The sequence below is a fragment of the Flavobacteriales bacterium genome (assembly GCA_016704485.1).
In the GTDB taxonomy this organism is placed as follows: Bacteria; Bacteroidota; Bacteroidia; order Flavobacteriales_F; family PHOS-HE28; genus PHOS-HE28.
In genome coordinates this window covers 409,277-424,117 of the sequence record JADJAA010000001.1, presented here as the reverse complement: position 1 = coordinate 424,117, position 14,841 = coordinate 409,277, and the positions used below count along the sequence as shown (strand labels likewise).

General features: G+C 51.0%; 9 protein-coding genes. 1 reads left to right on the top strand and 8 read right to left on the bottom strand.

Translation table 11 applies throughout. The features are described from left to right. Window positions 1-35 precede the first annotated feature (35 nt). The 3 genes from IPF95_01875 to IPF95_01865 form a co-directional block, all read right to left on the bottom strand. Window positions 36-1,061, bottom strand: coding sequence for a rod shape-determining protein (locus IPF95_01875; protein ID MBK6473441.1), 1,026 nt, complete (start codon window positions 1,059-1,061; stop codon window positions 36-38). A 10-nt stretch (window positions 1,062-1,071) separates the two neighbouring features. Next, on the bottom strand, window positions 1,072-2,574 hold the full coding sequence (gene purH, locus IPF95_01870; protein MBK6473440.1) for a bifunctional phosphoribosylaminoimidazolecarboxamide formyltransferase/IMP cyclohydrolase: 1,503 nt from the start codon (window positions 2,572-2,574) through the stop codon (window positions 1,072-1,074). Window positions 2,575-2,722: 148 nt separating this feature from the next. After that, a complete protein-coding gene (locus IPF95_01865; protein MBK6473439.1) occupies window positions 2,723-3,403 on the bottom strand; it encodes a hypothetical protein in 681 nt (226 codons plus the stop codon). 387 nt (window positions 3,404-3,790) lie between these two features. Here IPF95_01865 and IPF95_01860 point away from each other — a divergent pair, with 387 nt between their 5' ends. Further along, window positions 3,791-4,144 (top strand): DedA family protein, encoded by a 354-nt coding sequence (locus tag IPF95_01860; GenBank protein MBK6473438.1) that lies wholly within the window; start codon window positions 3,791-3,793, stop codon window positions 4,142-4,144. An 80-nt stretch (window positions 4,145-4,224) separates the two neighbouring features. Here IPF95_01860 and IPF95_01855 read toward each other — a convergent pair whose 3' ends face one another. From IPF95_01855 to mfd, 5 genes are all read right to left on the bottom strand, one after another. Next, entirely contained in the window at window positions 4,225-5,553 is a 1,329-nt protein-coding gene (locus tag IPF95_01855; protein ID MBK6473437.1) for a hypothetical protein, read from the bottom strand. Between the two features lie 207 nt (window positions 5,554-5,760). Next, complete coding sequence (locus tag IPF95_01850; protein MBK6473436.1) at window positions 5,761-8,571, bottom strand: TonB-dependent receptor; 2,811 nt, start codon at window positions 8,569-8,571, stop codon at window positions 5,761-5,763. A 78-nt stretch (window positions 8,572-8,649) separates the two neighbouring features. Beyond that, window positions 8,650-9,435, bottom strand: coding sequence for a TIGR00730 family Rossman fold protein (locus IPF95_01845; GenBank protein MBK6473435.1), 786 nt, complete (start codon window positions 9,433-9,435; stop codon window positions 8,650-8,652). Between the two features lie 317 nt (window positions 9,436-9,752). Next, window positions 9,753-11,159, bottom strand: a complete 1,407-nt coding sequence (locus IPF95_01840) for a delta-60 repeat domain-containing protein (protein MBK6473434.1) — start codon at window positions 11,157-11,159, stop codon at window positions 9,753-9,755. A gap of 261 nt (window positions 11,160-11,420) precedes the next feature. Next, entirely contained in the window at window positions 11,421-14,840 is a 3,420-nt protein-coding gene (gene mfd / locus IPF95_01835; protein ID MBK6473433.1) for a transcription-repair coupling factor, read from the bottom strand. Window position 14,841 lies beyond the last annotated feature (1 nt).

Sequence of the window (14,841 nt, the reverse complement as noted above, 5' to 3'; positions counted from 1 at the left end):
AACTGGTATGCGTAGGTGCGATGGGTTCATCGATCCTACTCACGCATCAGGAATTGGAATCGATCAATGTTCTTCAGTGCAATACCGGTTCCACGTGCCACAGCGCGCAGAGGGTCCTCACTAACATGTACCGGCAATTTGGTCTTAATGCTTATCCGTTTATCGAGGCCACGCAGCAAAGCGCCGCCACCTGCCAAGTAGATCCCGGTCTTATAAATGTCCGCGCTCAGTTCCGGTGGTGTTGCTTCTAACGCTGAAAGAATGGCCTCCTCGATCTTGCTGATACTTTTGTCGAGCGCCTGCGCGATCTCCGCGTACGTAACAGTGATCTCTTTCGGAATACCGGTCATCAGGTCGCGGCCACGCACCGCATAGTCAGGTGGAGGATTTTCCAGCTCGGTGGTAGCAGCACCAACTTCGATCTTGATCTGTTCAGCAGTGCGCTCACCCACAAGGATGTTGTGTTGGCGACGCATATACTCTTCAATATCCTGCGTGAATTCATCTCCGGCCACGCGGATATTCTTGTCACAAACAATACCCCCCAATGCAATCACGGCGATCTCACTCGTACCACCACCGATATCGATGATCATGTTACCCATCGGTTCCTCCACATCAATTCCGATACCGATCGCCGCAGCCATGGGTTCGTGGATCAGGTACACTTCTTTCGCGCCGGCATGCTCACTGCTATCCTTAACAGCGCGCTTTTCCACTTCGGTTATGCCACTGGGGATACAGATCACCATGCGCAGGTTCGGTGTGAACAATTGACGGCCTGGAGAGATCATCTTGATCATCCCTTTGATCATGTCCTCGGCGGCCTTGAAGTCGGCGATCACACCATCACGCAAGGGCCGGATGGTCTTGATGTTCTCGTGCGTTTTGCCATGCATCTGTTGGGCCTGCCTACCCACGGCGATCACTTTGCCCGTAGTGCGATCAATGGCAACAATGCTTGGTTCGTCCACGACCACTTTGTCATTGTGAATGATCAATGTGTTCGCGGTTCCAAGGTCTATCGCGATCTCCTGAGTAAAAAAATTGAACCAACCCATGTGCGGATGTTCAGTGTTTGAAATGACGGTTACCGGTAATGGCCATTGCCATTCCGTTGGAATTACAGAAATCGATACTGTCCTGATCACGGATGCTGCCACCCGGATGCACAACAGCGGTAATGCCGGCCTTATGTGATATCTCCACACAGTCCGGAAAAGGGAAAAAGGCGTCGCTTGCCATAACGGCACCCTGCAGATCAAATTTGAATTTTGAAGCTTTGGCTATGGCTTGCTCAAGTGCGTCCACGCGGCTGGTTTGTCCGGTGCCACTGGCGATCAGTTGGTCATTCTTGGCCAACACGATCGCATTGCTCTTGGTATGTTTCACCAACATATTAGCGAAGACCAGATCGTTCAACTCACTGGCTGATGGTGCTTTCGCCGTGGCAGTTTTCATGGATCCCGCACTGCTGATAACAGTGTCCGCATCTTCGGAAAGGATACCGTTCAAGGCGGTCCTTATTTTGGTCGTTGGGCGTTGGCTCGGCTTACGTTCAAGAATGATGCGGTTCTTCTTGCTTCGCAGGATTGCTAAGGCCTCCGTGGAAAAGCTCGGTGCAGCAATGATCTCGAAGAAGATGGTATCGATCGCTTTTGCGGTCTCCGCATCGATCTCTGTTGAAGAGATCAGCACGCCGCCGAATGCACTGACAGGGTCTCCGGCAAGCGCGGCATCCCATGCTTCCTTCACCGTTTTTCTTACGGCCGCGCCGCAGGCATTGTTGTGCTTCAGGATCGCGAATGGAACGCCCGGCAATGTGGCCAGGTCATCGATAAGCTCTACTGCGGCATCAAGATCAAGCAGGTTATTGTAGCTGAGCTCCTTGCCGTTCAATTGGTTGAACATTCCGTCCAGGTCACCGGTAAAGGTGCCTTTCTGATGTGGGTTCTCGCCGTAACGTAGCACGGTCGTTCGTGCACCAGAGAACCAGCCGTGGATCGCGGTATCGTATTTGGCAGTAATGCCAAAGGCTGCAGCAGCGAAGGTTTTGCGTTGCTGAAGGGTAGAGCTGCCTTTTTGATCGGTAAGGATCTTCAACAGCTCTGCGTAATGCGCTTGCGCTGGAACGATCAACACATCGGTGTGGTTCTTTGCTGCTGCGCGAATTAGACTGACCCCTCCGATATCGATCTTTTCAATGATCGCTTCATCGGTGCCACCTGAAGCTACGGTTTCCTCGAAGGGATAGAGGTCCACGATCACAAGATCCAAGGTCGGGATCTCGAACTCTTCCAGTTGGGCCACATCGCTTTGCATATCCCGTCGACCCAAGATCCCTCCGAAAACTTTCGGGTGCAGTGTCTTCACACGACCACCCAGAATGCTCGGGTAGGTGGTGAGGTCTTCTACGGGAGTGACCTTTACGCCTTGCTTTTCAATGAATTCCTGAGTGCCGCCAGTTGAATAGAGGTGCACGCCAAGCGCATCCAATGCACGCACGATAGGTTCAAGCCCATCTTTGTGGAACACCGAAATTAGAGCGCTTTGGATCCGTTTTTGCCCGTTCAACACTAGCTGCAGCAGGTCTGGTCCCGCTTACATAGCGCAAGTTTACTGCAATAAGTGGGCGTTCCCAGTGCCTTTTCGTGCGTGTTATCCGCAGGTTACCAACAATGGAAGTTGGGAAAGCAATGGCATCTGAAGTATGGAACCATAATTAGAATCGAAAGCCGATGCCCAAATGTATGTTCACCACATTGGTGCCGGACCGCTGTGTTCCGTAGCTGACCTCTCCACTGGGTGAAATTGAAATTGTGCTGGGGTCAACGTAGGTCACCTTGCCACCCGAAAGGCTTTCCACACGACCCTCAATGTAGAAGATCCGGGTAGGCATTACTTGAAGACCGACCGCCCAACCACGGCTGAATACGAAATTGCTGGCATCCCGTTGGTGCAGAAGGTCGTGGTCCATGCCATTCACTTCAATGCTGGTGGTTGTGGAAAAATGACGGAGGCCGATCAAGCCTTCAACATAAGGACTCACCTTCCCATTGAATGGTTTAAGGCGTGCCAAAGCGTGGTATCCGTGCACGTTACTAACTACTTCCATGGTGCCGGTAGTGGCATCCAGGAAGTCCTCACTCACAGGCACGGTGTTCGTTTCTCTTCCCATTCGGGCCCACGAAAAATCGCCACCGATATCAATGGGCAAGCGTCGCATGGGCACAGTAAGATTGGCGCTAAGGCCAAACATTTGTTGGCCCCAGGAATCATTGAATTCGCCTCGGGGAATGGCCACTTCCAAGCCACCACCAATGGTGACCGGTCGCTTGCTTAATTGGGCCGTTACAGACCCGGAGAGTAAAAGGCCAAGGATGAAAGTGGTGAAGATCTTCATGTTCAGAAATGATAACGTTGCTTACATTTCAAATGGTGTGCCAAGCGGTGGGAAATGCTATTGGTGCTTGTTATTGGTGGGTTCTGCCGTTCTTTACGGGCATAGAGAAAGGAATAAGGGTGTCGTGAAAGTTGTCTGTTCTTAGTTGTTGGTTCTGCTGTCCGTATAGCCAACACAACGCCCAAAAGTCAACTTGTCCATCAGAGATATGGGCAATCAACGATTCCCGCAAGTCATCCCCCGCTCAGACAGCTAAAACCAACAACCAACAACTAAACCCCCATCGACCCCTCAACCTGGATATCCTTTGGCCTGCTCGGCTTGTTCTTGGCCTCGTTCCTTGCAGCCACGGTATTGCCGTTCAGCTCGGAGGCGGTTCTCTTAGGAATGGCCGGACTAGGGTCATGGCCGATGTTTTCGTTGTGGTTGGTGGCCAGCTTGGGCAATTGGTTAGGTGGCCTTAGTAGCTATGGTCTAGGCCGTTTAGGAGATCTGGAACGCATCGCAAAATGGTTACGCGCGGATCCCGTTAAAGCAGAAGCATGGAGAACTCGCATAGAGCAATACGGTAGTTGGGCAGCCTTGCTGTGTTGGGCTCCTGTGATCGGTGATCCTATTGCCATTGCATTGGGTTTAGGTCGTGCGCGGTTCTGGCCTGTTGCGCTGTTGATGTTGATCGGTAAAGCAGCGCGGTATGCGGTGCTGCTGGGCCTGTTGAAGGTTTTATTCGCCGCGGGTTGAATGTAGAAAGGCCCCGTTTCCGGAGCCTTTCTTGTCAACATAAGTTGCAGACCTAACACTTGGCAACTGCTTGATATTGGTCAAAGCCCTACTGTCCAACCTGCCGTCCAATCGTTGCTGGCTTCCACGGCACCGCGGAAATTTACGCTATTGAACCAAGCATTTACAGTGGACGGATCAACCGCGTTGCTTGCATCAGTTCCAATGTAACCGTTCAACGTAGGACCGGATAATGATATGGATGGATCGGTCCCGATCGCACCAGCATTGTTGAAGTTGGTAACGTTGCTGAACAGATCGGTGTTCTTTACAGCGAGTGACCCATCAATTACGTATGCATCGCACTCGCTACCTACACGGATCGCTTGAGCAAAACCGGTGATGAGTCCGTTCCACAGTTTGCCTTTGGTTCCATGACGCAAACGCAATCCGTGGTTCGGTGAACCATCATCAGCACCTACTAAGGTGAAGTTACTGATCACAGGATCGCTGGTCGGTGTAACGTAGAAATCGGTTTCCCAATTATCACTTTCAATACCGTTGTCTCCTGTTGTAGCATCCTGATGAGCAACCCAGAACTGGCCCTTTCCGCGCCATCCGTGTGTCCAATCGAAACTATCATCGCTATTGCCTGTTGAAACAGCCCATTTCAAATTCACGGCACCACCGAAGAATTCGAAACCATCATCACTGCCTTTGTAGGCCTGAAGGTGTTCCAGCACCGTGCCGCTACCAACCGCGTTGAATGAAAAGCCGTTCAATTCATTATCCGTTCCAAGGATCTTACCCGCATATTCAACGCGCACATACTTCAATGTTCCGGAATTGTCCGAGTCATCCGTACCACCGTATGTGCCGGTTCCACCTTCACCTTCGGCAGTGCAATCCGCAGCGCTACAAATGTTGATCTGTCCGTAGCCATTGATGATCACACCTCCCCATGCACCACGGTCAGCTCCGCCGGTAATGGTTTTGATCGTGGTCATCACGATCGGTGCAGAAGCGGTTCCGATTGCATTGATGTTTCCACCGCGCAGGATGCTCAAGAATGGGGTAGTGGCATCATCCGCAGCAAAGATCCGCGTACCCTCCTGTATGGTAAGAGTCGTTCCATTCGCGACGAAAACGCCACCGGAGAGCAACCATTTCTTGTCATTCGTAAGTGTGCGGTCACTGCTGATCGATCCAGTAAGAACATAATAGGTCTCCCCGTTGATGGTTTGCGTTGGTTCGCCATTTAAAGGTGCGAATTCGCAGCAGCAATCCTTATCAGCATCCGGGTCATAGTTCAATGCGGCAGGGTCCATGCAACCTTCTTTCTTTTTACAAGAAGTAAGTGGTGCAATAGCGATGGATGCGATCAGCGCAAACACTGCCAGTTTCGAGTGTCTTCCGTTCAGGGAGGTCATGTTCAATAGGTTGTTTTTCATTTACGCCACAAAGGACCGACCGCATTCTTACCGCTTCATTCGCCCCGCATTACCATTCCGTTAAGTTGTGCATTCTCGATGTTATGTCAGCGTAATGCGTTCATCTTTTGCGCCGAAAAACGAATGGACCCGATCGCGAACAATTCGCAACAAGGGTCCATTCCTGAACAGCGTATCGAGCGGGTCCTACAAAATGCGGAATGCGATACCCGCTGAGATGTTCATCCCGGTGCGATACTCGTTCAAAAGCGAAGAGCCGTTCGGTGTTTCTTGCTCGATGCGTACCAATGGGTTCAGCACATTCCGGAAGTTGATATTCGCCTGCCAGCGTTTTCCAATGTCAACACGAGCGATCACGTTCAACATACCAACAGGGAGTTCATATTGATCACCGAGCCCATTCGCACCGGCCGAGAAAACCCTGCGCCCAAAGATGTTGTATGCAGCAGTAAGGGTACCTTTTACTTGTTTGCTTAGAGATACCTGATAGCTCAGGTCCGCGTTAAGAAGATAGGGCGATGCACCTTGCAACGGACGTGTAGTATTGGTGAGAACGACGGTTGCGCTCTCGCTGTTCGTTGGTGCATCGCCTATGGTCAAGCGGGACTGTAAGAATGTCGCATTGATGCCCACACTGAAGTTATTCCAGCAGGTGCTGTCCTTACCGAGAAGCGCACCGATGTTCTTGATCAGTTCCAACTCTACGCCAACAACTGTCGCAGACCCTGTGTTGCGGAATGATTGCAACTGTCCGCTAGCAGTTGCAAGCGCCACTTTTTCGATAGGGTCGATCAGTTGTTTGCCGAACACACCGATAGCGATCACTTCGCCACTGTTGGGGAAGATCTCGTAGCGCAGATCGGCGTTGTAATTCGTGCCATTCTTCAGATCCGGGTTACCAACGAATTTCGCACCTGCAAAAAATTCGGTGTATTCGAACGGTGCCATTTCGCGGAAGCCGGGACGCGAAATGGTCTTACTCGCATTCGCTCTGATCACGTGGGTGGTAATCAGGTCGAATTTTATCGCGGCGAAAGGCAATAGGTCCGTGGAGTTTATCCGAGCAATTCGGCGAGCTTGGTAGAACGAATCGCTCTGTTTGCGATAAACGATGAATTGTTCGCCGTCCTCCAAACGCGCACCGCCCATAAACTTTAATTTCTCCGGCACGATATCGAGTTCGGCAGATAGGTATGCAGCGTTGATATCCTGTTTTATCGTGTGTTCTGCTTCCGGTCCGGTAACATTGGCGATAGAGAAATTTCCCGCAGTATAATTGGCGTTGTCGAGGTATCTATCCGGCGAGTTCACATCGATACCATTCGGGTTGCTTGCGTTGATGCCGTTCAGGTCATAGGAAAATATAGCATATCCGAAGTTGCGCGATTTCCTTTTCAGTTGCGCTCCGGTGCGCAATGTTAGGATCGGAAGAACGCCCTTTTCTGTTTCTTTCTGGAGTAGTCGGTAGCTCAAGCCTGCACGCGCGCTGGTCTCTTTTTCCTCAAGTGCACTATACCTGCGGTGGTTCTCTAAACGGTCGATCGCGTTGAAGCGATAAGTCTCACCACCATTCTCGGGCGAATACAAGTAAACAAGTTGTTTTCGATCGGGTTCATTCGCATCGGCCTTTGACATGGATCCTGCCCAATCAACTTTCAAACGATCCGCATTTCCGAACACATGCTCCCCAGCTACTTGGTTGATCAACATGTAGTTCTGTCGAAAGGTCTCGCGTCTTGAAAGAACATGATCCTGGTAATCGAAATGTGTACCTCGGTTCTCTTGTACTTCATCCGAGGAAAGCTTCACCCATGTGCTGGTATATGAAATGGAATGGTGACGACCTAACTCCAATGAAAGCGATGCCAACGCGGAAGACTGCGTATTGAACTGCCAGCGCTTCTGGTCATAATCCAGCATGGGTTGGTTCAGTGTGTTGATCACTCGCACTTTTCCTTCTTGATAACGGTTCTCATTGCGGTAGTTGGCAGTGGCCAGGAAATTGAGTTTGATATCCTTTGCAAGTGAGAACGTAGTACCTCCATAGATCCCATAGTTCACATCGGGTCCTGCCTTGCGTGCTATTGGGTTGAAGTTCGGTTGGAATTTCAAACGTTCTCCGTTGATCACGGAGTTGGTACCGACAACCCCGGCAGGTATAGCACGGCTACCATCGTCCATGCCCCAATAGTCCTGTTTACCTCCGTTATAGGTCGTGAAATCCTTGAACGTGGTCTGCGTGTTCATGCCAGCACCCAGGCTTACTTGCAGGATGTTCTCGCCCGTTGCACGTTTGGTACGTATATCCACTGCGCCTCCGGAGAAGTCCCCGTAGAATTCTGGCGTGAATCCTTTGGTCACATTAATGCTTCCTACTACCTGTGTCGGAAAAATATCCAGCGGAGACACTTTCGTATCAGGATCAGGCGAAGGCAATGGCAACCCGTTCAAGTAGGCAGCGTTGTACCGATCACCTAATCCACGCACGACAAGATATTTTCCACCAACTGTACTTAGGCCAACAACCTTCTGTACTCCTTCGGCCACATCGGATGCACCCTTTTTCTTGAGCTCCTGTGCACCGATATTCTGGACCAGGTCCGTTGTCTCTTTACGTTCCATCAACAGCACGGATTCCTTTTCTCGGTCCACTTTTGCGACCACCTCGAACTCCTCCATTTGCAATCCGGCAGCAACCATTTCGACATTCACGGTTACTGAACCACCGGACACGAGCGTAACGTTCCGCTGAACGGACTCGAATCCGACGAAACTCACGGCTACCAAATGTTCACCTGGTTCTGCCTTGAAGAAATAGTTGCCATCGAGATCCGTACTTGCACCCGTAGTAGTGCCTTTGATCACAACACTTACGAATGGTAATGGCTCAATACGTCCACCTTCATTGGCGGTGATAATGCCACTGATCGTTCCTTGTTGTGCGTAAGTGAGAAAACAACTAAGAAGAATGTGGACCAACAGTAGAATTCGTTGCATGCAATGGCGATCGATCTAAGTGATCTTTATCGCATTGCAAAGGTCGAAATCGGGTGTTTCTTCACCCTTGATGCAGCGTTACGGTTGTGTTATGTGATCAACCTTCTTCTTTACCGGAGTGTTAACTTCTTCTTCCAGGAACCACCATTTCGGAGTGTCCTTTTTTGCGTTCCGTTCCTTCCACATATCCACGAGTTGCTCCTGCAATTTATCGGTGGCCTCATCCACTGAATCCACTACGTGTATGAAACTCAACTCTTCCTTTCCAATGGTTCCAGCTTCATACATGTATTCCAACTGCTTCAACGTATGGGCCCAATATTCCTTACCATAGAGGATCACAGGGAAGTTCTTCACCTTACCGGTCTGGATCAAGGTCACCACCTCAAAGAGTTCATCTATCGTACCTGCGCCACCGGGCATCACCACAAAACAGATACTGTATTTCAACAGCAGCACTTTGCGAACGAAGAAATGATCGAAAGAGAGTTCCACATCCAAATACGGATTCGCGTATTGCTCGTGAGGCAGAACAATGTTACACCCTACACTTGTTGCGCCAATGTCTCGTGCACCACGGTTCGCGGCTTCCATTATTCCGGGTCCACCACCGGTCATGACCGTGAAGCCAACTCGACCAACGCGTCGAGCAATTGACCGTGCCGCCTCGTAGTATTCATGATCCTCTTTGAATCGCGCACTGCCGAAGAACGTAACACAAGGCCCAACGAAATGAAGTTTTCGGAACCCATAAACGAACTGCTGCAGAATATGGAATACGGTCTTGGTCTCTTTCCAACGCGAGCGTGGTCCGCTTAAAAAGCTAAGATCAATACGGGTGCGGTCGATGTTATTCTGCGCCATTGCCGCGAAGGTAGATGGTGCGCGTTTATTCTACGTATTCTTGATCTTCGCATATACCGATGCAGCGCACTGATCCTTCATTCACGATTGGACTAACTGATCTACAATGAAGACCAAATGCTTTTCCGCCCACTCAAACAAATGGCACGGCTCAATCCAAAAGGAGTTCTTATCAGTTCGTGTCGATTACGACGCAAGAGGTCAAACAACGCGGTTGGAACACTTCCTCGTGCCTTACAAGAAGGAGGATGAAGTGCTAGGTATCATCGACCGATCACGAATAGCGCGGTGATGCCATATGTAATTGAAGCCGCTTGTCAGGGGCGCACGAAGCGGTGGACCGTACCTGATTCCGTTCGTAAAAGGAATGCACCAGCGCATAGGTGATCTACCGCGATGGCATTCGTGCGATTGAAAGTGACTACAACACGACCCTCCATATCGAACACCTGTCCGGATACTGGTTCCGATACACGCAGGAGCTGGTTCTCGTCATCTGACCAAACATGCAAACGCGATGCACCCTGTATTTCGGAAACCGGTGTACCTGTGCCACCGTTGAGCCTTGCCACTTTGTTCCGCGTAGAGCCATTATAGGCACTGAATTGGCCACCAACGATGAGTGAGCCATCAGCTTGAAGGGCCATGTCATACACCCCGGCGTCGATACCGAAAGATCCTGTCCCAGTGCTCCAATTCAGGTCCAATGATCCATCGGTGTTCACGCGTGCCACATCACGCGCCAGAAGTTCGTTATAGTCATAGAAGAATCCACCGAGCAGTATACGGCCATCCGGTTGCAGGGCCATGGCGAGTATACTTCCTGATGTACTCGCACCCACATTGAATGTAGGGTCGAGCGCTCCGGAATTTGTGACCCGAGCAAGGAAAGGCTGATCGGTTCCATTGTAGTCCGTGAATGATCCGCCGATCACCAACTTACCATCCACTTGGCGCACCATACAGTTGATACTTCCGAATTCCGCACCTGATCCCGGGTCGAAACTAGTGTCCAGTTCGCCATTGGAATTAAGCCTTGCGATGCTGTTGCGGTCCGTTCCATTATAGCTATTGAATGAACCGGCAATGGTGATACGACCATCGGACTCCAACGCGAAAGCGTAGATGTCGGTCACGATGCCAATACTTCCAAGACCGGTTCCCGGGTCGAAACTCGGGTCTTGAGCACCGTTCGAGTTCAAGCGCGTTATCCCGGTACGCGCTGTTCCGTCGAAGGATGTGAAGTTGCCACCAACAAGGATCTTTCCATCGGGTTGCACGGCGATCGTACTTACGATCCAGTCGGCACCTGCGCCCGGGTCGAAGGAATTATCCACCGTGCCGTTCGCGTTCAGGCGCGTGATCATACTATGTTCGGTGCCATTGAACGCTTCGAATTGGCCACCCAATAGGATCTTGCCGTCAGGTTGTACTGTGATGCAGAAAACAGCGAACACATCCGGGCCTGCGTTTGCATTGAAGCTAGCATCCAAACTGCCATCGGCATTGAGCCGTGCGATCCGGCGGTGTGCCTGACCACTCACTTCGGTGAAATCACCAGCGATCAGCACTTTGCCATCAGGTTGCACAGTGGTCACGAAGACGCGCGCGTTCGGTCCTTCACCTGGGTCGAATGTCGGATCTACAGAACCAGGTTGTGCCAGTAGGACGGAGGTTGGTAGCAACAGGCTTATGGCCAAGTAGAGGAAGGGTCGGATCATCATGTGACGTGGGAGTTTGAAACGGTGGTTCATTGTATCAGTGATCGAACTACTTCGTTGATCTATACTGGACAGAACGGCGAAGCATTGCACAAAGAAAAGTTGCACATGCAGCACGGTGCAATAGAACTTTAGTTATATACCGTTATGAAGTTTAGCCCTGTAGGATGTTGTATGCCCGTTGGGTAGTGCATCACGTGGCTCTATTCAGGAGCGATCAACCGAACGATTTCTATAGCCTTAACGTAGTTGCCCCAATGCGAGCTAAACGCTCTCCTTCACCCCAACAACTGATTCTAACGCCGCCTTCGCAACCTGCACATTCTTCACATCCTGTACACTGATCCGCAAAGTCCCGGCCTTCTCGTACACTTTGAAACGTCGTGGCTGCGACTGCACCGCGCGCAATACCGAGTGGAAGGTATCGCCAGCGAAGAATGGATGTTTCTGATCCGCGATGAAGGTGCCGATGAGCGTGCCTTTCTTCAGGACCATTTTCTCCAAGCCGATCTGTTGACCAAGCCAACGTAAGCGAATGGCTTCCATCAGTTCTTCCGCCTGCTGTGGTATCGGGCCGAAACGGTCGGTGACTTCCTTGGTGAATTTCGCCAGTTCCGTGGCGTCCTTGATGTCATCCAGCTTACGGTAGAGCGCAAGGCGTTCAGCGGTCTCGCTCACATAGCTTGCGGGGATCAGCATCGTAAGATCGGTCTCAATGATGCAGTCGTCGCTTTGATCACGCGTGGCACCGCGTGCAAGTTGCCTGTCTTCAAAGAGTTCCTTGAAGTGTTCATTCTTCAATTCCTTCACCGCTTCTTCCAGGATCTTGTGGTACGTTTCAAATCCGATATCATTTATGAATCCACTTTGCTCCGCACCCAACAGATCGCCTGCACCACGGATATCGAGATCTTTCATGGCGATGTGGATACCGCTACCGAGATCACTGAATTGTTCGATGGCTTGAAGTCGTTTGCGAGAAAGGTCAGGCAGTAAATGCATGCTAGGTGCGAGCAAGTAGCAGAATGCTTTTCGATTGCTTCGGCCAACGCGTCCGCGCAATTGGTGCAGATCGCTCAACCCGAAATTCTGGGCCTCATTCACGATGATCGTATTGGCGTTCGGGATATCCAATCCATTCTCGACAATGGTGGTACACACCAGAACATCGGTATTGCCTTCGATGAAATCCATCATCACTTGTTCGAGCTTATGCCCTTCCAATTGGCCATGCCCAACACCAACGCGCGCCCCCGGTACCAGCTTGCGGATCATCTCGGCAACGAACTCGATGTTCTTCACTTTGTCGTTGATGAAATACACTTGTCCACCGCGAGAAAGTTCGTAGTCCATCGCGCCTTTGATCACCACCTCATCATACGGATGCAGGTTCGTTTGCACTGGGTAGCGATCCGGAGGTGGTGTGCTGATGATGCTGAGATCACGCGCTCCCATTAAGCTGAATTGCAATGTTCGTGGGATCGGTGTTGCGGTCAGTGTCAGCGTATCAACTGTTGCGCGTAGGGTCTTCAATTTGTCCTTCACGTTCACGCCGAACTTCTGCTCTTCATCAATGATCAACAGGCCGAGGTCCTTGTAGATCACATCCTTGCTCACCAAGCGATGCGTACCGATCAGGATATCGATCTTTCCATCCTTCAGGTCGGCTAGGATCTGCTTTTGATCAGCAGCACTGCGGAAACGGTTTATGTAATCCACCCGCACCGGTAACCCTTTCATTCGCTCCTTGAACGATTTGGAGTGTTGAAGCGCAAGGATCGTTGTAGGCACAAGCACTGCAACTTGCTTACTGTCACACACCGATTTGAATGCAGCACGAATAGCGATCTCGGTCTTTCCGAAACCAACATCGCCACATACCAAACGATCCATTGGTGTGGCTTTTTCCATATCGCGTTTCACATCGATCGTCGCGGATTCTTGATCGGGTGTATCCTCGTAAATGAACGATGCTTCTAGTTCATGCTGGAGGTAATTATCCGGCTGGAACGCGAATCCAGGAACGCTCTTTCGTTTCGCATAGAGCTTGATCAAGTCGAATGCCAACGCCTTCACTTTCGCTTTGGTGCGTTCTTTCAGATTCTTCCATGCAGGACTGCCCAGCTTGCTCACATTTGGTGCCGCACCACCTTCATCACCGCTGAATTTGCTAACGCGATGTAAACTGTGTATGCCTACATACAGAATGTCATTATCGCGATACTTCAGGCGAATTGCTTCTTGCATGGATCCGCCGGCATCGATCGTTTCCAGTCCACTGAAGATACCCACGCCATGGTCGATATGCACCACGAGATCGCCGGGTTTCAACTGCGTCAATTCCTTCAATGTAAGCGCTTGTGAATTCTTGCGGAATCCTTCTTTCAAACGGAAGCGATGGTAGCGTTCAAAGATCTGATGGTCGGTGTACAACGCGATCTTCAGGGAATCATCAATGAACCCTTCATGCAGGTCAAGCACAAGTGGCGTGAAGGCCACTTCATGTTCCATGTCCTGAAATATGGAGAACAGCCTTTCGCTTTGTTTGGCATTGCTGCACGCGATGAGATTGGTGAAACCTGCGTTCTGTTTCAAATGAAGATCACCGCTCAATACCTTGAAATCCTTTGCAAAAGGCGGTTGTGGTTTTTGGGCGAATGAGATCCTGACAGCATCTTGTTTTGTCTCGCCCCACGTGACTTTTCTAAAACCCAACAGGCCTTTGACGAGCGCACTATCCGAAGCAACGAGTTGGGAAGGAGCTGCGTGTTTTTCCTTTTCAGTGAGTTTCGCATACGCCTCCTCCAAGCGTTTCATCCGGTGCGTTGCAGCATCACTGATCACCTTGGAGTTGTTATACCAGATCACAGCATCTTTCGGCAGTTGTGAAAAGAAAAGTTGTTGGTCGGCCGCATCCTCGTCCTGCAGATCAGGTACGATCACCGCTTGAGCCAGCCGCTCTACGCTCAATTGGTCCTGTGGGTCGAAGCGCCGAATACTTTCAACCGTATCACCGAATAACTCGATCCTATACGGGTTATCGTTCCCATAACTGAAGATGTCCACGATACCGCCGCGCACGCTGAATTGACCGGGCTCGTAAACGAAGTCCACCCGAACGAATCCAGTTGTATGCAGCCATTCTTCCAACGTCTCGATCGGCAACTCCTCTTTCCGCTGGATGGTCAGCGTGTTCTTCTGCATGGATTCCTGACCCACCACAAGCGGTACCATAGCATCTGCGTAGGTAACGATCAAAAGGTTCGATCCAGCGCTCACCGATGTGGGGTTCATCAACACTTCCAACACCTCTGTTCGGCTCACCCTTTCTCCGTCGTGGTGTCCTTCCGGATCATAGGGGGAACGCGATGGTGCTGGAAAGAATAAGAGCCTCACCCCCTGCCCCGTTCTCGACTCCGCTCGAACAGCGCCGGTGGAGAGGGGAGCGCGCAGCGCTTCCAGGTCGTTCATGAAATAGGCCGCATCTTCTTTGTCGTTCAGGACGAAAACATGCGTGCCAGCTACAAGCTCACTGATCGCATGTGCGGTAAGTGTTCGTCCACTTCCGAGCAGACCAACAAGGTCCACTCGGGCATGTGGCGATGAAAGTGCTTGTGCCGCATCCTTGCATCGCGCGTCGTTCGCGAATAGGTTGCGGAGTTCAGTAATAGTCGTCAGTTTCATG

Excerpts from the sequence above, each read along its gene's own strand:
- IPF95_01875 (MBK6473441.1), bottom strand. The coding sequence starts at position 1,061 with ATGGGTTGGTTCAATTTTTTTACTCAGGAGATCGCGATAGACCTTGGA.
- IPF95_01865 (MBK6473439.1), bottom strand. The coding sequence starts at position 3,403 with ATGAAGATCTTCACCACTTTCATCCTTGGCCTTTTACTCTCCGGGTCT.
- IPF95_01860 (MBK6473438.1), top strand. The coding sequence starts at position 3,791 with ATGGCCGGACTAGGGTCATGGCCGATGTTTTCGTTGTGGTTGGTGGCC.
- IPF95_01855 (MBK6473437.1), bottom strand. The coding sequence starts at position 5,553 with ATGACCTCCCTGAACGGAAGACACTCGAAACTGGCAGTGTTTGCGCTG.
- IPF95_01850 (MBK6473436.1), bottom strand. The coding sequence starts at position 8,571 with ATGCAACGAATTCTACTGTTGGTCCACATTCTTCTTAGTTGTTTTCTC.
- IPF95_01845 (MBK6473435.1), bottom strand. The coding sequence starts at position 9,435 with ATGGCGCAGAATAACATCGACCGCACCCGTATTGATCTTAGCTTTTTA.
- IPF95_01840 (MBK6473434.1), bottom strand. The coding sequence starts at position 11,159 with ATGATGATCCGACCCTTCCTCTACTTGGCCATAAGCCTGTTGCTACCA.
- mfd (MBK6473433.1), bottom strand. The coding sequence starts at position 14,840 with ATGAAACTGACGACTATTACTGAACTCCGCAACCTATTCGCGAACGAC.